The sequence below is a fragment of the Caballeronia arvi genome (assembly GCF_001544695.2).
In the GTDB taxonomy this organism is placed as follows: domain Bacteria; phylum Pseudomonadota; class Gammaproteobacteria; order Burkholderiales; family Burkholderiaceae; genus Caballeronia; species Caballeronia arvi.
In genome coordinates this window covers 1-20,711 of sequence record NZ_FCOM02000018.1, presented here as the reverse complement: position 1 = coordinate 20,711, position 20,711 = coordinate 1, and the positions used below count along the sequence as shown (strand labels likewise).

Here is a 20,711-nt window from a genome sequence, read left to right as displayed (position 1 = left end):
CGTTTTTGCTTTCAGGTTTTACCCGCGGCGAGTACGGCGGGGTCGACCAGCCGGTCGTATTCATCGCCGTCGAGAAACCCGAGCGCAATCGCTGCCGCGCGTGGCGTGACACGATCGCGCAACGCCTTTGCCGTGATCTGCGCGACGCGGTCGTAGCCGAGTATCGGATTGAGGGCGGTGATAGCGAGCAGTGAGCGATCGACGTTCGTCGCGAGTTGTTCGCGATCCACATCGATGCCGCAGACACAGCGCTTCGCAAAGACGCTGGCGGAATCGGCGAGAACGCGCAACGACTGCAGCAGGTTGTAGACGAGCACGGGTTTCGCGACGTTCAGCTCGAAGTTGCCGGATGCGTTGGCGATGGTGATTGTCTGGTGATTGCCGATGACCTGGAAACACGCCTGCACGAGAACTTCGGCAATCGTCGGGTTGCGTTTGCCCGGCATGATCGAAGAAGTCAGTCCGTCTTCGGGAATCAGCAATTCGCCGAGCCCGCAGCGAGGACCGGACGCAAGCAGCCGTATGTCGTTCGCGATTTTCAGCAGCGAGGTCGCGATCGTGTTCAATGCGCCCGACAGTTCCACCAGGGCGTCGTGTGCCGCCATGCCTTCGAACTTATGGGGGCTTGGGACGAACGATAAGCCGCTAGCCTCCGCGAGCGTCGCACAGAAGAATGCGTCGAAGCCTTTCGGAGCGTTCAGTCCCGTGCCGGCAGCGGTGCCGCCTTGAGGCAGGATCAGGAGCCGGGGCAACGCATCGTCGATGCGGGCCAGCGCATTCGACAGTTGACGCTCGAAGGTGCCGAACGTTTGCCCCATCGTCATCGGCACGGCGTCCATCAGATGCGTGCGGGCGACTTTCACGATATCGGCGAAGGCTTGGCTGCGCTCCGCAAGCGCTGCGCGGAGTTCATCGAGCGCCGGCCGCAAACGTCCGTTCACCTCGATTGCGGCTGCCACGTGCATCACCGTGGGAAAGCTGTCGTTTGACGATTGCGACCGGTTGACGTGATCGTTGGGATGCACCGGCGTCTTCGTCCCGAGCGGCTGTCCGAGCAACTCGTTCGCGCGGTTCGCAATGACCTCGTTGGCGTTCATGTTGGTCTGCGTACCGGACCCCGTCTGCCAGATCGTCAGAGGAAAGTGGTCGTCCCATCGTCCCTCGTGCAGCTCGATCGCGGCCTTCTCGATCGCCGTGGCAAGCTCCGGCGCCAGCTCGCCGCACTGCGCGTTGGCGCGTGCGGCGGCGAGCTTCTGCAAGCCGAATGCGCGTATCAGGACAGTCGGGAAGCGCTCTTCACCGATTTCGAAGAGACCGAGCGCGCGCTGCGTCTGTGCGCCCCAGTATCGATCCGACGGAATCTCGACGGGACCGAATGCGTCATGCTCGATTCGCGATGGTGTGCTCATAGCGCGTAACCCGCCTCAAAGATTGATTGGAGTGCGACCTGACATTCGAATCAAGGCGTGTTTTGGGCGCCTTTGAGCGGAATGCCGTGCGGATGCGGATTGGCATCGTTCATATCTTCAGGCAGCAGATTGCCGTCGGCGAGGTTCTCGTCGGCCCGTGCGGTGTCGGGGTAGCGCTCGGGATAAAGATGCCGCTCCGCGATGGTCTCATCGAAGGTGCGCGACCACTTGGCGATCACGACCGTCGCGAGGCTATTGCCAATGGTATTGCAAGTGGCGATCGCCATCGACATGAAGCGGTACACGCCGAAGATCAACGCAAGGCCTTCGACGGGGAGAATGCCGGTCGACGTCACCGTTGCCGCAAATACGACGAACGAGCCGCCCGATACCGTAGCAGCGCCCTTCGACGTCAGCAGCATCAGCAACAATATGCCGATCTGATGATCCAGCGTGATGGGCACGCCATACGCATGAGCGATGAACATCACGCCCATCGACATGAAGATCGACGTACCGTCGAGATTGAACGCATAGCCGGTCGGCAACACGAGACCAACGGTCTGCTTCGCGCAGCCGAGCCGTTCGAGCTTGATCAGAAGGCGCGGCAGGGCGCTTTCGGATGAAGCCGTGCCGAGCACGATGAAGATTTCGTCCTTGATATAGCGCAGAAAGCGCCACAGGCTGAAACCTGCGAGCTTCGCGATCACGCCCATCACCACGACGATGAACAGCACGATCACCGCATAGAAGCTCAACACGAGCTGCGCGAGCGCGATCAGCACGGCCGTGCCGTTGCTTCCCACCGAGAAGGCGATCGCGCCGAGCGTGCCGAGGGGCGCGAGTTTCATCACGAGATTGATGAACGAAAACAGCACCTCGGAGATGAGATCGAGCCCTTCGTTGATGCGCACGCGGCGGCCCTCCGGAATCGCGAGAATGCCGATGCCGACCATCACCGCGAGCACGACGACTTGCAGCAGCTCACCCTTAGCAAACGCCCCGATGAAGTTGTCCGGCACGATATGCATGACGAACTCGGTGAAGCCCTGCGGTGCGGCTTTGGTCGCCATCGCGGGCACGGCGCCGACCGTCACCGACGTCATCGCTTTGCCCGTCTGCAGCAGATTGCCCGCGAGCAGGCCGAATGCGAGCGCGATCGTCGAGACGACTTCGAAGTAGACGATCGAGCGCCAGCCGACGCGCCCCGCGCTCTTCACATCGCCCGCCGACGCGATGCCATGCACGATCGTGAGAAACACGAGCGGCGCGACGCCTGCCTTGATGAGCGCGAGAAAGATATCGCCGAGCACCTTGAGTTGCGCGCCGAACTTCGGGAACAACAAGCCGACCACGATGCCGATGACGAGCGCCAGCAGCACCTGCATGCCGAGCTTGCGGTACCACGGCAGCTTCTTGGTCACTGCGACGGTTGCATCGTCGTGTGATGCGTGTTCGTTATGCATCGCATGCTCCTCCATGATTCCCGTATGTTCAGATTTCGCTCGACAGCGCGATGGCCCGGTCCACCATCTGCGGTGCGAGACCGAGATAGTTCGCGGGATCGGTCATGCGGTCGATGGCGGAGCGGTCGAAGTGCTGCGTGACTTCCGGCAGGGCAGCGAGCGCTTCCGCGAGCGTGCCGCCGTGCTCGTTCACCGTGCGGCATGCGTCGTACACGATGTCATGCGCCTGCTGACGTCCGGTGTAGGGCGCCATGCTCATCATCACCGCTTCCGCGACGATCAAACCCTTGCTGATGCCGAGGTTATGCTTCATGCGCGCTTCATCGACGATGAGGCCGCCGAGCGCGAACTTCGCCTGATGCAGCGCGCCCGCGGTGAGGATGAAGCTCTCGGGAATTGCGATCCACTCGGCATGCCACGGGCCGGTGGCGCGCTCGAAGTCCTGAACCATCGCGTCGATCATCAGGCCCGCGTGCTGACGCACGGCCTTCGCCGCCGCGAGCATCAGTTCGCTGGAAATGGGATTGCGCTTCTGCGGCATGGTGCTGCTCGCGCCGCGTCCTTTCACGAATGGCTCGTAGACCTCCGCGAACTCGGTGGATGCCATGATCATGATGTCGAGCGCGATCTTGCCGAGCGAGCCCGTGATCAGCGCGAGCAGGTTCACAGCTTCGGCGAAGCCGTCGCGGGCGACGTGCCATGTCGTTGCGGGCACGCCGAGCTTCAGTTCTTCGGCGAGCGCCTTCTGCACCGCGAAGCCCTTGTCGCCCAGCGATGCAAGCGTGCCCGCTGCGCCCGCGAATTCGACGACGGCCACACGTTCGCGCATCTGCGCGAGGCGTTCCTGATGACGATCGAACATCGCGAGCCAGATCGCGACCTTGTAGCCGAACGTCACCGGCAAGGCTTGCTGCAAGTGCGTACGGCCGGCCATCGGCGTATCGCGATGCTTCTTCGCCAGATCCGCGAGAATCGCGCGCAGTTCGCGGATATCGCCATCGATCGAATCGAATGCGTCGCGCACTTGCAGCGCGACCGCCGTGTCCATGATGTCCTGCGTCGTCGCGCCCCAATGGACGTAGCGGCCCGCATCCCCGCACATCTCGACCAGTTGATGCACGAGCGGCAGGATCGGATAGCCGACGATATCGGTTTCTTCGCGCATGTGATCGAAGTCGATGCGTTCGATCGTCGACTCACGCGCGATCACTTCGGCTGCATCGGTGGGAATCACACCGACGCGCGCTTCCGCTTTCGCCAGGGCAACCTCGACGTCGATATAGCGTTGGATCAGCGCGTGATCGGAAAACAGCGCGCGCATTTTGGCGGTGCCGAAGGCGTCGCGAAACAGAATGGAATCGACGACGGTGCTGGCCATCGGAACGGCGACATTTGACATTGCGACCTCGAGAATTGGGTGGCGGACGCAACTGAAGTTGTTCAGATAAGTCCGGACATATGCAGAATAATATGTCCGGACATGAGGAGGCAAGCTATGATTTACCCTAGCGACAAAAACAACCCATCCACAGACGAGATGACGAACCGACCTCACTTCGCGGACATCGCGCGCGAACTCACCGAAGCGATCGCTTCCGGGCGCTATCCCGTCGGGACGATCCTGCCAACCGAGCTGGAGTTGCGCGATCACTACCGCACGAGCCGACATACCGTGCGCGCGGCGCTGCATGAGTTGCAGCAGTTAGGTCTGGTTTCGCGTCGAAAAAATGCGGGAACGCGCGTCGAGTCGTCGCGCCCGAGAAATGAATTTCGGCCGACGCTCGCCTCCGTCGACGATCTCGCCCAATTCGGCTCCGAGCATTTGCGGCTCGTGCAATCGACGGAGGTGGTCGTCGCGGACCGCGATCTGGCGAGGACGCTGCAATGTGCCGAAGGGGCGCGGTTTCTGCGTATTTCGAGCCTGCGCGTCGAGGGCGGAATAGGGCGCGCGCCGGTCGGATGGACGGATGTGTACATCGCGCCCGACTATGCCGACGTGGCGGAGATTGCGCGCGAGCAGCCCGACAGGCTGATCAGCGCGTTGATCGAGGAGCGATATGGGCACAGCATCGCGGAGATCCAGCAGGGCATCCACGCGGTGCTGGTGTCGGAAGAGATGGCGAAGCGCTTGCGCGTAGAACAGGGAACGGCGGCGCTCGAGATCGTCCGGCGTTATCTGGACTCGGCGGGCAAGAGCTTCGAGACGTCGGTCAGCATCCATCCCGCCGATAGATTCTCAGTCGCGATGCGGCTCAAGCGCTCGAATCCTTGAGGCCTTTCACCGAGCCAGCGTCAGAACTTGTGACGCATGCCCAACTGAACGAAGGTCTGCCGATCTGTCGATGACGCTGTCAGCGCGTTGAGCGTCGCGCGCGCCGCGCGCCCGGTCGAATCGGTCCCGCTCGCAAACTGCGTGCTGCCGATCACATAGACGTCCGTGCGCTTCGAAAGGTAGTAATCGAGCGACAACGAGAGCGTGTTATAGCTCGATGAGCCTATCGTGCCCACGCCGGAGCCGTGCGTATAGCTATAGACGAATTCGCTCGCCAGTGCAGGCGTCCAGAAGTACGTGAGATTGAATTCGCCGGTATTGAATTTCGCCGTGCCCGTGAGTCCGAGCGGATTGGAACCGGACGACGTATCGCCGAGATCCTTGAACTGCACGTTGCTGTAGACGAGGCCGAACGTCGCCGGACCGAGCGCATAGCGTCCGGCTGCCGCTATCGCCTGATACGAGTGCGCCGACGCATAGCCGCTATAGACCGGGCTTGCGGTCATGTTGTTGAGATTTGCGCCCGCGACGTTGGTCGGCGTGCTCGTGAAAAACGACTGGTTCGGGTTGCGCACGTTCATGTACGCCGCGCCTGCCGAGAAGCTGCCGTAGTCGTAACCCGCGCCGACAGACCATATCTGGTTGCGGGTGAAATCGCCCGCCTGTCCGCCGAAACCATACACACCGCCCACGGTGAAGCCGCCGAAGTTCGGGCTCGCATACTTCACCGAGTTGTTCACGCGCTTGCTGTTGTTGAGATTGTCGAGATCGCCCGGATGCGCGGTCGTGCCGCCACCGTAATTCGCCGAATTCATGCGCGATTCGACGAAGGTCACGAGCGAATCGTATTGACGCCCGAGCGTGAGCGCGCCGTACGTGTTGCTCGACAAGCCGACATACGCCTGCCGCCCGAACAGCGTGCCGCCCTGCAACGCGGTGCCTTTGCCGAGATCGAAACCGTTCTCCAGCTGAAAGATAGCCGATAGCCCGCCGCCCAGGTCCTCGACGCCCTTGAAGCCCCAGCGCGAGCCTTGCATGATGCCGCTCGCGCCGCCGATCACGCGACCGCCGCCGCTGTTGCTCTGGTAGTTCACGCCGTAATCGATGAGCCCGTACAGCGTGACGGAGCTGACTTCGGCGTGAGCCGCGCCGCAGACAGCGAGCAGAACAGCCGCCGATAGGGTTTTGATATTAGTTTGCATGGCGAAATAATTGGATATGAGGATTCGTCGCGTGAGGAGCGCTCGCATCGGCGGCTCCTGATGCAACATTACCGGCTCGCCATCGATCGAGTATTCGCAATCAATCAAGCAGGGTTTGCGAGATTCGCAACGCTCTTTCACGCGCGAAAAAAAATGCGCGACGCCCGAATAGGGTCGTCACGCTGCATGAATCACGGAGCGCAGTTCAGATCGGTTTGCCGGCGCTCGTCGCCCAGTTGCGCATCAGCGTGTTGCTCGGCAGCGTTTCGTCGATCAATTTCTTCGCGGTCTGAATACCGGCGACGGGCAAGCCGGCCGGATCGAGCACGCCTATCTGCACGAGCACCGAAGCCTGATCCCAGTAGATATGCTCGTTATAGAGCTTGTCGCCGCGAAAGCACACGACGGCGAGCATCGGCACTTCGAAATACTTTCCTGTGGGCGCGAGCCCCGGCAGCAGCCAGTCAATCTCGCGATCATGCGTCGCGCAGAACACGAATTCATCGACGATGCGGTCAGCGCCGATCGTCCGCGAAACGGGTATGAGGCGCGTGTCGTCGGGATTCGCATTGACGAAGTGATGCCGATAGAAACGCTTCAGTTCATCGTGGCCGACACCGCCGGTCATCGTCGGAACATGGTTCACATAGGGCTCGGCGATCATCGTCGGCATGACGGCGTCGACGTCGCGCGTCGCGAACTCGTAGTAGCAGTGACGCTCCCACAGCGCGTTGAGATCGTGGATCGGTCCGAGCGTGCGGCGCAGCAGTGAGACCGTGCGCGAGTAGGCCATCGTCGCGGCGGGCTTGTCGTAGTGCGGGCGCTCGGGCGTCGCGAACGCGTGATCGCATCCGGGATATACGTGTGCTTCGAGCTTCGGATTGGCGGTGAATGCGGCAAGCAAATGTTCGCGCGTCGCGGGCGGACAGAAGGCATCGTCACCCGCGAAGTGGAAGAGCATCGGGCAGCGGATCGACGGAATTTCGCCGATATACGCATCGAGCCCGACGCCGTAATAGCTCACCGCGCAATCGAGATCGAGCCGCGCGGCGGCGAGCACCGCGAGCTTGCCGCCGAGACAATAGCCGATCGCGCCAACCTTGCCCGCCTGCATCGGCAGCGTGCGCAACGCATCGAGCGTAGCGCCGATATCGCCCACCGCGAGGTCGATATCGAGTGCTTCGTTAAGCCCAAGCGCCTCATTGAAATCCGCTTCGCCGTAACCCAGTTCGACGCCCGGCTTCATGCGCCAGAAGAGATCGGGCACGAGCACGACATAGCCTTCCTCGGCGAAGCGATCGGCCATTGCGCGCATATAGCCGTTGATGCCGAAAATCTCCTGAAGCAGCACGATGCCCGGCCCCGAACCTTGCGCGGGCGCGGCGTGATACGCGCGAAAGCGCTTGCCGTCGTGACTGTCTATGTCGATATAGGAACCCATGTTGTTATGCGTCTCCTGATGAGAATAGAAGTTGCGCCTGCGTCTCCGCGCGCTGCAGTGAGAGTCCTTGTGCGAGTTGCTGCGCCATCGCGCCGATATAGATTTCATGGGAGTCGCCGGCAAGCGCATCGAGCGTGGCATCGGCGGTTGCGGCGGCATCGAGCTTGGGCCCGGCGAAATCGCGGCTCATGTCGGTATCGATCGCACCGGGAAGCGCGGCGAACACGCGCACGCCATGCGGCGCGAACTCCGCACACAGCGCTTCCGTGAGACGCAGCGCCGCCGCCTTCGATGCGCACAGCGAGCCCATCGCGGGCAGGCTCACGCGCGCGAGTATCGACAGCACGTTGAGCATTGCGCCCTGCGTTCGTATCAGCGCGGGCGCGAACGCGCGGGCCATGCGCAAGGTGCCGAAGTAGTTCACGTCCATCTCAGCGCGCGCATGGTCCTGCGCGTGCGGCGCGAGAAACGCGGACTGATGGTTCACGCCCGCGTTGTTGATGAGCAGCGTGGTATCGGAGGCGAGGCGCGCGGCATGCGCGGCGCTGTCATCGTCGGTGATATCGAGCGTGACGGGAATCACGCGTTCATCGGCGATATCGACACGACCGGTGCGCGACGCGGCATAGACCTTGCCCGCGCCGCGCGCAAGCAGACGCGCGACGAACTGCGCGCCCAGCCCGCGGTTCGCGCCCGATACGAAGGCGACGGTATTGCGATCGATCATGAGCGTTCTTCAGGCGAGTGAGAAATCGGCGGGCAAGGTCACTTCGAGCAGTTCGAGATCGGCGCTGCATCGCGTGAATGTGTACGGCAGCTTGCCCGGAATCGCGATGCTGTCGTCGGCCGCGAGGCGCCAGTGCTGCTCGCCCTGCGCGACATCGAGACTGCCCGCAAGCACGAAGAAAAAGCAGAACTCGGTGTCGTGCATGCGCGAGGCTTCCTGTCCATCGCCTTGCGGACGCACGACGCGCACGCCCGCGAGCCCATCGGTGGCCGCGCCGATGCCCGTATCCGCGACGACGAATCCCGGCGATTTCCACGGCTTCCACGATGCACTTTTCGCGACATGCCGCACGAAGCGCTGGCCGTTGAAATCATGTTCGGGATCGTAGACACCGTTCGGCAAGGTCATCTCGTGATCGGCCATCGTAATGTGTTCGGCGGGACTGCCGAGCTCGATCACTTCCGCGCCCGCCGAGCTTTCCAGCACGCGATGCCGGATCTCGGGCGGCTGCAATACGCAATCGCCCGCTTCGAGAATGAACGGCTCGCCTTGTCCTTCATACGCGAGACGCACCCAGCCCTTGCGGCAGAAGATCGTCTGAAAGCGGATCTTGTGGAAGTGCACGTAATCCGGCACGGGTCCGCCTTCGAGAATGCGGATATGCGATGCGATGAACGCGCCGCCGTGCCGCTCGGGCAGCAGATCGCGATAACGCATGCCCGCGCGTCCGATACTCCAGTGTGCGTCGTCGCCTGCGTGCGAGAGCACGAGTTGCTGGCGCGTCGGCGGCAGGATCATCGGCGGATTCGCGTGCATGAGTCGCACGACGACGCCATTCGGTGCGATCAGCTCGCGAGTTTCACCTGGCAATTGCGCGGGATCGTCGCACAGCACGCTCAGCGTATCGATGCCATCGCGCACATCGAGGCCGAGCTTCAAACGAAAGCCGTCGCGCGAAAGGATCGCTGTGCGCGGGCCATCGGCGGGAAAGATCGCATCGAGCCGGAAGCCGAGCCGCGCGATGAAGAACTGCATCGTGGCGGGAAGATCGGTGCAATGCATCGGCACGATAAAGCCTTGCACGCCTGCGATAGGCGCATCAGACGTCATGGAAGATGTGTTCATGGAAACTCGCATAAGTGATGAAAGGGCAGCGGCGGCGCGTGATTGACGCGCAAGACGGCGGCCCCGTCAGCACACAAGCGATGCCGATACGTCGCGGCGCGCTCGACAACACACCCGAGCGAGAGCGCTTCATCGTGGCAGACATTGCGCGAGCCTCGCGAGTCCGGCGCGCGTCGTGCAGACGCCTGGCGAAAAGCGCAACGTGCGGCTGCGCGAATCGACGAAGAGGCCCGCTTCCTTCAGTTGCACGACGATGCTCGCGGCATCGAGATGCGCAGGCGCTTCGGCCATGATGCTCGCGCCGCGTTCGTCATCGGCACGGGGAGAGAGCAGGCGATAACGCTTGTCGTCGAGCATCGCGATGAGTTCGTGGCAGAGCTCGAGATTGTGCGCACGCACGCTGCCCGCCGGTTGCGCGCGCATCCACGACATGCCCGGCTGCGATGCGACGAAGGGCAATACCGAAGGCGTGCCCGTGTCGAAGCGGCGCGCATCGGATGCGTACGAGAATGTATCGATGTTCCAGTTGAACGGATTCTCCTGGCTGAACCAGCCGCGCACCGCAGGCTCGACGCCGCGCGCGAGCACATGCGGCGCGATATAGCCGAGGCCCGTGCCCGGCGCGCCGCACAGCCATTTGAGCGTCGAACCGCACACGAAGTCGAACGGCGTGTCGTTCAGATCGAACGGCAAAATGCCGATGCCTTGCGTCACGTCGAGCGCGGCGAGGCTGCCGCGGCGGCGCGCCTGCTCGCACATCACGGAGAGCTTCACGCGCTTCGACGTCAGCGACGATATCCACGTGACGAGCGCAAGCGCCACATCTCCGGTCCATGCCTCGATGAAGTCCTCGTCGCGCACATAGTCCTCGCCATCGCGCACGGGCACGGTGCGCAGCGTGAAGCCGCGGCGTGCGGCGAGACCCGACAGCAGGAAATGCAGGCTCGGAAAGCAATCTGCGGCGACGAGCACGGTGCGATCGCGCAGCACGTCGTCGGCGAGACCGTCGAGAAAGCGCGCGAAGGCATCGGTCACGTTTTGCGCGCCGAAGACATCGGCTTCGCGTGCGCCGATCATCGTCGCCCAGTCCGTGAGCAGACGGCCGCGCGCGGCGAGCGCTTCGTCCCAGCGCGTGTCGTCGGGCGCGCACCATGTCGATGCGAAGCGGGCGAGCGCGTCGGTCATCGCTTCACGATGTCCCGGATACACGCCGACGGAGTGATACATCAGCCAGCCGCTGAAATCGTCGTGATGAGTAGTCATGTCTCAGATGTGCTTGACGAGCTTGAAGTGATAGAGCGCGATGCAGCCGAGGCTCAGCACGGCGCACGCCATCAGATAGAACGCGGGAGAAAGCGGATCGTGCGTCGCGCCGATCATCGCGGTGACGAGCCACGGCGTGAAGCCGCCGAAGACCATCACGCCGATGTTGTAGCTGAAGCCGAGACCCGTGCTGCGGATGTGGGTCGGAAAGAGCGACGACAGCACGGCGGCGAGCGGCCCGAAGTAGATCGCCTTCAATGCGCCCGCGAGCACCATGATCGCCATCAGCACGGTCAGGGACGGACTCGCCAGCAGCCACGCGAAGCACGGATAGATCGTGAGCAGCGTGACGAGCGCGGAGACGACCATCATGCGGCTGCGTCCGTAGTGATCGGCGAGATGGCCCATCAGCGGCGTGAAGAGCATCAGGATCGTGCCGGTGACGACCGTCGCGGCGAAGCCCGTCGATGCCGGCAGATGCAACTGCTTCACCGCGTACGTCGGCATGTAGAGGATCATCAGATAGCTCGCCGCGGTCGATACGGCCATGATGCCCGCGGCCAGCGGAATGCGGCCTTTGCTGTGCGCGAGCAGTTCGCGCACGGGCGCATTGCGCGTGGTGTCGTGCTTGTCGTGCGTATGAGCGGGCAGCGTATCGTCGATATGCTTGCGGATATACAGTCCCACTGGCGCGACCAGCAGGCCGAAGATGAAGGGCGCGCGCCATCCCCATGATTCGATCTGCTCCGGCGACAACTGCGTGCTGAGCACGAGCCCCGCGCACGACGCGAGCACGGTGCTCATGCCCTGACTCGAAAACTGCCAGCTCGCGAGGAACGCCTTGCGCTTGCTCTTCTGCTCGATCATCAGTGCGGTGCCGCTGCCGAATTCGCCGCCCGTCGAGAACGAGATGAGAATGCGCGCCGTCATCAGGCCGATGGGCGCGGCGAGCCCGATCTGCGCATACGTCGGAATGACCGCGCAGATGAGCGTGCCGATGGTCGTCAGCCCGAGCGCCATGAGCAGCGCCGCCTTGCGCCCGCGACGGTCCGCATAGCGCCCGAGCATGAGCGCGCCGAGCGGGCGGAACACGTACGAAAGACCGAAGGTGCCGAAGGTCATCAGCAGGGAAACGGTCTCGTCGTGCGCAGGAAAAAACAGCTTCGACAGCGTGACGGCGAAAAAACCGTACGCGGCGAAGTCGAACCATTCGAGCGCATTGCCGATGCTCGTCGCGACGATCAGGCGCCGCAGGGGTTTCGCGCCGGCCTGAGGCGGGCTTTCCTCGATGACAGTCGAATCCATGTCGTGGGGTTCCATTCAAGGGAGGGGGTTAGCGAGCGTGCGGCGCGTCGGCGTCGCCGAGATCCCAGAACACGCCGGTCATCAGTTGCAAAGCCTCGCACATGACCGGCGCGAGCACGTGTTCGTCGGGTGCATGCTGACGGCAGCCGGGGTAAGAGTGCGGAATCCAGATCGTCGGCAGGCCGAGCGTGTCGGCGAAGCATTCGTTGGGAATCGTGCCGCCGAGATTCGGCAGCAGGGTCACGCGCTTGCCCGTCGATGCCTCGATCGAACGCTCCATGAATGCGACCCACGGATCGTTCGGATCGAGCCGCGTTGCGCCGCCCGATGCCTCGATAGTCACGTCGATGCCCTCGAAGCCTTCGCGCGCGAGATGCGCTTCGATGAGCGCCTTCGCGCGCTTCCATTCGGTGCCGACGACGAAGCGCAACTGGCACACGGCCTCCGCCGCGGCCGGGATCGCGCTCACCGCGTTGGCGACGTTGCCCGACTGCATCGCGAGCACTTCGAGCGTGTTCCATGCGAAGACGCGCTCGGCGGACGTGAGACCGGGCTCGCCCCAGTTCGATGACAACGGCGGATCGCCTTGGTCCATGCCGATTTCCAGACCGGCGACGCGTTCGCGCACCTGCGGCGGAATCGGCGGCGGCAGCAGGCCGTTGATGCGAATGCGGCCGTGACCGTCGACCAGACTCGCGATCGCATTGGCGAGCACGGTCGCGGGATTGGCGAGCACGCCGCCCCAGTTGCCCGAGTGACGCGCGCCGAACGCATTGGCGATACGCAGCCGGAAGTGCAATGCGCCGCGCGAGCCGAGAAACACCGTGGGCGAGGTCGCGCGCTGACGCGGCCCGTCCGATGCGATCAGCAGATCCGCCGCGAGGCGTTCGCGCAGCATCGCGCAGACGGCATCGAGTCCGGGCGAGCCGACTTCCTCGCCCATCTCGAAGACGATCTTCGCGTTGAAGCCGAGTTCTCCGCGCTCCGCGAATACGGCCGCAAGCGCGGCGAGATTGATGGAATGCTGCGCCTTGTTATCGGCGATGCCGCGTCCGTACCAGCGCTCGCCTTCGACGCTCACGCGCCAGGGCGAACGCTCCTGCGTCCAGTTGACGGCGTCGCCGTCGATCACGTCGCCGTGGCCGTACAGCAGCACCGTGGGACGCGACGACGATTCGATACGCTCGCCGACGAGAAACGGCGGCATGCCCGCCACAGGGTTTTCCACTATCTCGCAGGTGAATCCGAGCGATGACAGCGCGGCTTCGATCTCTTCGCTGAGATAGCGGCGCAGCACGGGCGCCGCGTCGGCGCGCTGGCTTTCGGTGGCGAGCGCGACGCGCCGGCTCAAGGTGGCGAGGAATTCGCCGCTGTCGAAGTGCGATTGGGCGAGAGCGAGAGCGCTTTGTCGGGACATGTCGTGGAGAAGAATTAAGGCGAGTGACACCAGATTAGCGCTGCGCGAGCATCCGTGTATTCGCAATCAAACAAGGTACATTTGCGTTTTCCTCAAACCTTGCGTCACACTCGGGTCTACGCTCGTCCACCTCATCGTGATCGCCATGCGCAAGCTGCTGGAGCCGTCGCTTTACTATTTCTCGGTCGTCGCTCAGGCCGGTTCGCTGACGTCTGCGACCGAAAAGCTCGGGCTGACCGTGTCCGCACTGAGCCGGCATATCGCCAAGCTCGAAGGCGACATCGGTGTGCCGCTCTTCGAGCGCCACGCGCGCGGCATGGTGCTTTCGCATGCCGGGCGTCTGTTGCTGCGCCACGCGCAACGCACGCTATCCGACGCGCAAGCCGTCTTCGACGAAATTCAGGGCGACGAGCGGCGGCGCGCGCGCACGCTGACCATCGCATGCACCGAAGGCTTCGCGTTCGACTTTCTGCCCGTGTCGCTGGGCGCGTTCTGCCGCGCGCATCCGGATATCGTGATTCAGCTCGAAGTCGTGTCGTCGGAACGGGCGAGCCAGTTGCTGCTGTCGGGCGAAGCGTCGCTCGCGCTCGCGTTCAGCTTCAGGCCGGAGCCCGGCGTCACCGTGCAGTACACGCAGCGCGCGCCGGTCATGGCGCTGATGCACGAGACGCATCCGCTTGCTAGCAAAACGAAGGTCGCGCTTAAGGATCTGACCGACTATCCCGTGGTGCTGCAGGACAAGGGCACGACCAACCGCCAGCTCTTCGACATCGCGTGCAATGTCGAGAACCTCGAAATCGTACCGATGATGACGAGCCGTTACGTCGCGGCGCTGTACCGGTTCGCGCTGGCGGTGCCGGAGGCGATCATGCCGTCGGGATATGTGTCCGTCGCGAAGCGGCTGGGCGTGGACCGCATGAAGGCGATTCCGTTCGATAACCCGCTCCTTACGCAGCGCCGTCTTCAGGTGCTGACGCTTGCGGGACGCAGCCTGGACGACCTTGCATCGTCGTGTCTCGAGTGGATCATCGGCGACCTGAAGCAGGCTTGACGGGCTGCCAACTGACTCCTGGTCGCTCTAGGACATACCCTGAGTGGCAGCAACGTCACACCAATTGCCCCATTCGTTATATGCGGAAGCGGCTTCGGGATTCGATACTCTCTACACCCAAAAGGTGATCACCCAGTCGCGAATCGGGTGATGGCAGGCAGGCTTCGATCCTGCTCGAATAGTGAATATCAGTATGTCTAAGTTATTTCCCCGACTGAACCATCGCCCAATCATGAAAAAGATCCTGCCATCAATCCTTTGTGTTTTTGCCCTTGCCGCGGGCTCGCAGTCTGCGATCGCTCAAGAGACCATCAAGATCGGCGTGTCCGCACCGCTCACTGGCATCAATGCCTCGAACGGGAAGGATCTCGAAAACGGTGTAAGGCTCGCGCTGGACGAAGCGAACGCACAACACATCAAGCTCGGCGGACGCGAGGCGCGTTTCGAACTGGCCTCGGTCGATGACCAGTCGGACCCGCGCATCGGCGTGCAGGTCGCTCAAAAGCTCGTCGATGATGGCGTCATCGCGGTCGTCGGTTACTACAACTCCGGCGTGGCGCTGCCGGCGGCGCCCATATTCGCAAAAGCCGGCATCCCGCTGATCGATCCGGCAGCCACCAATCCCGCCATCACGCGTCTGGGCGGAAAGAACGTCTTCCGCATCATCGCAACCGATGCGCAGAATTCGGGCAACGCAGGGAAATATGCGGTGACGGTGACCAAAGCGAAGCGTATCGCGGTCATGGACGATCGAACGGCTTTCGGCCAGGGAGCGGTCGATGAGTTCAAGAAGGCCGTACAGGCAGCGGGCGGCCAGATCGTCGCGTCCGAATTCACGAACGACAAGGCCGTCGAGTTCAATGCTCAGCTCACCAATATCAAGGGCGCGAATGCCGATCTGCTTTTCTATGGCGGCGGCGACAATCAGGCCGCGCTCATCACGAAGCGCATGAAGCAACTCGGCATGCGAACGCAGTTCGTCGGCAGCGGCGGTATCGCGGATTCCATCTTCATTCAGATCGCGGGCACGGCGGCGGAAGGTGCGATGGCGTGGGAGTATGGCCGTCCAGTGGAATCGCTTCCCGAGGGCCGTGCATTCGCCGAGAAGTTCAAGAAGCGGTTCGGCGCAGAGCCCCTGACGTACTCGCCGTTCGCATACGACTGCGCCTGGGTCGCGATCAACGCGATGAAGCAGGCGAACTCATCGAAGCCGGAAACGCTCATGTCCTCGCTGCGCGCAACGCAATACAAGGGTATTACCGGAGAGATTTCATTCGACAGTAACGGCGATCTCAAGAATCCCACCTCGACGCTCTATCAGGTCAAGGCTAACAAGTGGGTTCCGGTGACGACGATCGGCGAATAGGGCGCGTCCGCTGCCGACTCCATCCACGATTCATCCACATTGCATGCTATGTCGATTGCTCCTTTGCCCCGTCCCGCAGATCCTCTCGAACCCCGTTATCGCGAATTTCTTGCTGCAATCCGATCACAGGGTTTTGAAGGAGAGATCAGCGCGGACTATGCGAACCGAACCGTACTGGCAACGGACAACTCGATTTACCAGCGTTTGCCGCAAGCGGTGATCCATCCGGCGCATGCCGACGATGTTCGGCTTCTGGCAAGACTACTGGACGAGCCGGCATACCGCGACATAGTGGTGGCGCCGCGTGGCGGGGGCACCGGCACCAACGGGCAGTCGCTGACCACGGGTCTGGTCGTGGATCTCTCGCGAAACATGAACCGGATTCTCGAGATCAATGCGGAAGAACGGTGGGTCAGGGTGCAGGCGGGCGTCGTCAAGGATCAGCTCAACGCGGCCCTGGAGCCGCATGGACTGTTCTTTGCGCCCGAGCTATCGACTTCGAACCGGGCCACCATCGGCGGCATGATCAACACCGACGCCAGCGGTCAGGGAAGTTGTACCTACGGTAAAACCCGTGACCACGTTCTCGCGCTGGATTTCGTCTTGCTCGGTGGCGAGAGTCTGCACAGCGAGGCACTCGAAGTCGATGAGTTGGAGCGTATGTGTGCACGGCAGGATCGTGTCGGTAAGGTCTATCGCACGGCGCAGCGCATCAGCGAGGACAAAGCGGAACTCATCGAAGCGAAGTTTCCGAAGCTCAATCGTTGTCTGACGGGTTATGACCTGCCGCATTTGCGCGAGCCCGACGGACGCTTCAATCTCAACAGCGTGTTATGCGGGGCGGAAGGGTCGCTCGGCTTCGTCGTGGAAGCAAGGCTCAATGTATTGCCCATTCCGAAGTATTCGGTGCTGGTCAACGTGCGCTACGCCGGCTTCATGGATGCCCTTCGCGACGCGCAAGCGCTGATGGCGCATCGGCCATTGTCGATAGAGACGGTGGACTCGAAGGTGCTGCTTCTCGCCATGCAGGACTTTGTCTGGACCAGCGTGGCCGAGTACTTCCCGCAAGAGGACGAGCGGCCGACGCTCGGCATCAACCTGATCGAGTTCAGCGGCGACGACGCGCATGAAGTCGATGCCCGAGTCCACGCATTCATCGATCATCTGCGGACCGACACGAGCGTAGAACGGCTGGGACACACGCTGGCCGTGGGCGAGGACGCCATCACGCGCGTCTATACGATGCGCAAGCGTGCAGTGGGCTTGCTCGGCAACGTGCAGGGCGAGGCTCGCCCGCAGCCTTTTGTCGAAGACACTGCCGTTCCTCCGGAAAATCTCGCCGCGTATATTGCGGAATTTCGCGCGCTGCTCGATGGGCATAACTTGCAGTATGGAATGTTCGGCCATGTCGATGCCGGAGTGCTCCACGTGCGTCCCGCGCTGGACATGAAGGATCCGCGGCAGGCGGCTCTGGTGCGGCCCATTTCAGATGGCGTGGCGGAACTCACGCAGCGTCATGGCGGCTTGTTGTGGGGAGAGCACGGCAAAGGCGTGCGCTCTGAATATGCGCCTCGCTTTTTTGGCGAGCTGTATGGTTCGCTTCAACAGTTGAAGGCGGCATTCGATCCGCGCAATCAGTTCAATCCGGGCAAGATCGCCACACCGGCGGCCACTACGATGCGATTGCTGAAGATCGACGAAGTCCCCACGCGCGGAGAATTTGATCGGCAGATCGATGAGCGTGTCTGGCAAAGCTATGGCACGGCCATGCACTGCAATGGCAATGGTGCCTGTTATAACTTCGATCCCGACGACGCGATGTGTCCGTCGTGGAAGGCTACGCGCGAGCGGGTGCATTCGCCGAAAGGGCGCGCGTCGCTCATGCGGGAATGGCTGCGCCTGCAAGGTCAGGCGGGCGTCGATGTCGTTGCAGTAGCGCGTACGCGGCAGCCATTTCTGACGAGTCTCGCTGGCCGTTGGCGTAACAGCCGGGCCGCGCACCGCCGCGAATCCGACTTCTCGCACGAGGTCTACGATGCGATGGCCGGTTGCCTCGCCTGCAAATCATGTGCGGGACAATGCCCGGTCAAGGTCAACGTTCCGGAGTTCCGCTCACGATTCCTCGAGCTGTATCACCGCCGTTATCTGCGACCGGTGCGCGACTACCTGATTGGCTCGCTCGAATTCACCATGCCGTTGATGGCGCGTCTGCCCGGGTTTTACAACGGCTTGATGCGTACAGCAATGGTTCGCTCATTGCTCGAGCGACGCGTCGGCATGGTCGACAGCCCGCTTTTGAGTCGATACGATCTGGCGGCTGTTTTGCGGAAATGGCAGGTCCGGCCAGCGGAGCCGCAAGCGCTGGCTGCGTTGGGCCAGGCGCAGCGCGAACGCAGTGTCATCATCGTTCAGGACACCTTTACCCGCTTCTTCGATACGGAGCATCTGGCCACACTGATCGAGCTCGCGGCACGCCTGGGCTTTCGGGTATGGCTGGCACCGCTCAATCCGAACGGCAAGCCTCTGCACGTGCAGGGCTTTCTCGAGGCTTTTGCCAAGGCGGCGATTCGCAACGCGACTCAACTAAGCGCACTCGCACGATCCGGCATTCCTCTCGTCGGGCTCGATCCCGCCATGACGTTGACGTATCGACAGGAATATTTGAAGGTGCCAGGGCTTGCCGAAGCGCCACAGGTCGCGTTGCCGCAGGAATGGCTGTTGAAGGCCCTTCCGGAAGCCAGTGGCGATGGCTCGTCTTTGACTTATCGGTTTCTACCGCACTGTACCGAGCGAACCAATGCTCCCGACAGCTCCAGGCAATGGGCGCAACTCTTCGCGCGTCGTGGCCTGCGCTTGCTGGTTCAGGACACCGGATGCTGCGGCATGTCCGGCACCTATGGTCACGAGGCTCGAAATGTCGAGACGTCCCGGACGATCTACGCTCAATCGTGGGCGGCCTATATAGCCGCGTCGGACGATCACGGCGAAGCCCTGGCGACAGGCTACTCCTGCCGCAGTCAGGTCAAGCGCTTGTCGGCGCGGCAACTGCGCCATCCATTACAGGCTTTACTCGATCACGTCCGGGCGTCGCAATAACGATCGGGCGAGCCGCGCCATTGCGGCGCGTGACGCTTTAAGGGCATACCCTTAATGGCAGCAACATCACAGCAAATGCCTCATTCCTTATAGGCGGCCGTGCTTCCGAGAACCGATACTTTCGATAAATTCGGTGTTCAATATGAGACGCGTAGAACATTTACCTGCTGACGACAAAGCCTGTGGCTGGTTCCACCTGAGCCGGAAACGGCAAGTCACAGCACCGCATTCAGGAAAGACATCGGCCCGCTGGGTAGTAGTCGGCGCAGGCCTGACAGGGCTGGCGGCAGCGCGGCGGATTGCGCTGCACTATCCCGATGAGCAAGTCATCCTTCTGGAAGCGCAGGAGGTGGGTTATGGTTCATCCGGAAGAAACTCTGGATTTGCGATCGACTTGCCGCATGATATCGGTGCGCCCGATTATATTGGGGATCTCGCCACGGCGAAGATGAACCTCAAGCTCAACAAGGCAGCACAGGAGATCATCAGGAAGCTGGTTGCCGAGCACAACATCGACTGCGACTTGCGTCCCGTTGGCAAGTACCAGGCCGCCGTCGAGCCGCGCGGTATTGCCGTTCTGAATGCTTACCGTCGAGGACTGGAAACCCTTGGCGAGGAGAGTGAAGTTATCTCCGAAGCGGACCTTCCTGCGCGCATTGGCACGTCCTACTATAAAAAAGGGCTATTCACGCCAGGTACGATCCTTTTGCAGCCGGCATCGTTGGTCAAAGGCTTGGCGGACAGTCTGCCGGAAAACGTCACGCTGCACGAATATACGCCGGTTTCCTCGGTAGATTACGGTAGCAGAATCACGTTGAAGCATGAGCATGGCGAGATCGTTGCAGACAAACTGCTGCTGACCAATAACGCTTTCGCATCGAGTTTCGGTTTCCTGAAGGCGCGGCTACTTCCCGTATTCACTTATGCCAGCATGACAAGGGTATTGACCGAGGAAGAACAAGCCAGGCTCGGAGGCATGCCTGCCTGGGGCATCATTCCTGCCGATCCGTTTGGAAGCACGTTGCGGCGGACGCCGGACAACCGTCTTCTTATACGCAACAGCTTCAGTTTCAATCCAGGTGGCCGTAGCAATGAAGGCTTCCTGAATCGAGTCGCGCACCGTCATCGCGAGTCCTTCGACCGGCGCTTTCCCATGTTGCCGAACGTCGAGCTGGAGTACACATGGGGAGGAGCGATGTGTCTGTCGCGTAATCACAGGGCGCATTTCGGTCAGTTGGCTCCCAATGTTTACGGGGCTCTCTGTTGCGGGGGCTTAGGCATTACACGCGGCACGATTACAGGCACGTTGCTGGCGGACTGGCTGGCCGGTCAGCGCAACGAACTCATAGAGTTCTTACTGTCCTCTCCGGGCCCCAATCTGAATCCGCCCCAACCGTTTCTGTCTGTTGGCGCGAATTTGAATCTGATGTGGGGCCAGTGCCGTGCAGGCAAAGAGAGCTGATAATTCGTCGCACGAGGATCGTCATGATTAAGCTAGGGAAACGCTGATTAATAGAGCTCGGCGGTCATCGCTCACGTAGCTGCGGACGTTATAGAAGGCAGCTCACGAA

The 20,711-nt window shown here is 62.0% G+C and carries 15 protein-coding genes; 5 read left to right on the top strand and 10 right to left on the bottom strand.

Annotation, left to right across the window (positions count from 1 at the left end; genetic code table 11):
* Positions 1-11 precede the first annotated feature (11 nt).
* Genes AWB74_RS20585 through pcaB form a run of 3 tightly spaced genes read right to left on the bottom strand, consistent with a single transcriptional unit; the run spans position 12 to position 4,274 of the window.
* Entirely contained in the window at positions 12-1,409 is a 1,398-nt protein-coding gene (locus tag AWB74_RS20585) for a class II fumarate hydratase (RefSeq protein ID WP_061148591.1), read from the bottom strand.
* A gap of 50 nt (positions 1,410-1,459) precedes the next feature.
* Positions 1,460-2,875 carry a cation:dicarboxylate symporter family transporter gene (locus AWB74_RS20580; RefSeq protein WP_061148669.1) on the bottom strand — a complete coding sequence of 472 codons (1,416 nt, stop codon included), beginning with the start codon at positions 2,873-2,875 and terminating at the stop codon, positions 1,460-1,462.
* Between the two features lie 28 nt (positions 2,876-2,903).
* On the bottom strand, positions 2,904-4,274 hold the full coding sequence (gene pcaB / locus AWB74_RS20575; protein ID WP_061148590.1) for a 3-carboxy-cis,cis-muconate cycloisomerase: 1,371 nt from the start codon (positions 4,272-4,274) through the stop codon (positions 2,904-2,906).
* Positions 4,275-4,412: 138 nt separating this feature from the next.
* Between pcaB and AWB74_RS20570 the strand changes: the two genes are divergently transcribed.
* Entirely contained in the window at positions 4,413-5,147 is a 735-nt protein-coding gene (locus AWB74_RS20570) for a GntR family transcriptional regulator (RefSeq protein WP_061148589.1), read from the top strand.
* A gap of 20 nt (positions 5,148-5,167) precedes the next feature.
* Here AWB74_RS20570 and AWB74_RS20565 read toward each other — a convergent pair whose 3' ends face one another.
* The 7 genes from AWB74_RS20565 to AWB74_RS20535 all read right to left on the bottom strand — a co-directional run bounded on the left by AWB74_RS20565 (position 5,168) and on the right by AWB74_RS20535 (position 13,627).
* Positions 5,168-6,349: a porin gene (locus AWB74_RS20565; RefSeq protein WP_061148668.1), complete on the bottom strand. Its 1,182-nt coding sequence runs from the start codon at positions 6,347-6,349 to the stop codon at positions 5,168-5,170.
* Between the two features lie 205 nt (positions 6,350-6,554).
* Positions 6,555-7,790 (bottom strand): dienelactone hydrolase family protein, encoded by a 1,236-nt coding sequence (locus AWB74_RS20560; RefSeq protein ID WP_061148588.1) that lies wholly within the window; start codon positions 7,788-7,790, stop codon positions 6,555-6,557.
* 4 nt (positions 7,791-7,794) lie between these two features.
* Positions 7,795-8,517, bottom strand: coding sequence for an SDR family NAD(P)-dependent oxidoreductase (locus AWB74_RS20555; RefSeq protein WP_061148587.1), 723 nt, complete (start codon positions 8,515-8,517; stop codon positions 7,795-7,797).
* A 9-nt stretch (positions 8,518-8,526) separates the two neighbouring features.
* Positions 8,527-9,642, bottom strand: a complete 1,116-nt coding sequence (locus AWB74_RS20550; RefSeq protein WP_061148586.1) for a cupin domain-containing protein — start codon at positions 9,640-9,642, stop codon at positions 8,527-8,529.
* A 129-nt stretch (positions 9,643-9,771) separates the two neighbouring features.
* Positions 9,772-10,905 (bottom strand): aminotransferase class V-fold PLP-dependent enzyme, encoded by a 1,134-nt coding sequence (locus AWB74_RS20545; protein ID WP_061148585.1) that lies wholly within the window; start codon positions 10,903-10,905, stop codon positions 9,772-9,774.
* Positions 10,906-10,908: 3 nt separating this feature from the next.
* Positions 10,909-12,210 (bottom strand): MFS transporter, encoded by a 1,302-nt coding sequence (locus AWB74_RS20540; RefSeq protein ID WP_061148584.1) that lies wholly within the window; start codon positions 12,208-12,210, stop codon positions 10,909-10,911.
* 28 nt (positions 12,211-12,238) lie between these two features.
* A complete protein-coding gene (locus AWB74_RS20535) occupies positions 12,239-13,627 on the bottom strand; it encodes a M20 family metallopeptidase (protein ID WP_061148583.1) in 1,389 nt (462 codons plus the stop codon).
* Between the two features lie 145 nt (positions 13,628-13,772).
* On the opposite strand from AWB74_RS20535, the gene AWB74_RS20530 reads away from it, so the two are divergent.
* The 4 genes from AWB74_RS20530 (at position 13,773) to AWB74_RS20515 (ending at position 20,602) form a co-directional block, all read left to right on the top strand.
* The gene (locus tag AWB74_RS20530; RefSeq protein WP_061148582.1) at positions 13,773-14,678 is read left to right on the top strand and encodes a LysR family transcriptional regulator; all 906 of its coding nucleotides are present in this window, start codon (positions 13,773-13,775) and stop codon (positions 14,676-14,678) included.
* Between the two features lie 232 nt (positions 14,679-14,910).
* The gene (locus tag AWB74_RS20525; protein WP_061148581.1) at positions 14,911-16,044 is read left to right on the top strand and encodes a branched-chain amino acid ABC transporter substrate-binding protein; all 1,134 of its coding nucleotides are present in this window, start codon (positions 14,911-14,913) and stop codon (positions 16,042-16,044) included.
* 48 nt (positions 16,045-16,092) lie between these two features.
* A complete protein-coding gene (ydiJ, locus tag AWB74_RS20520; protein ID WP_061148580.1) occupies positions 16,093-19,140 on the top strand; it encodes a D-2-hydroxyglutarate dehydrogenase YdiJ in 3,048 nt (1,015 codons plus the stop codon).
* Between the two features lie 142 nt (positions 19,141-19,282).
* A complete protein-coding gene (locus AWB74_RS20515) occupies positions 19,283-20,602 on the top strand; it encodes an NAD(P)/FAD-dependent oxidoreductase (protein ID WP_061148579.1) in 1,320 nt (439 codons plus the stop codon).
* Positions 20,603-20,711: the final 109 nt, after the last annotated feature.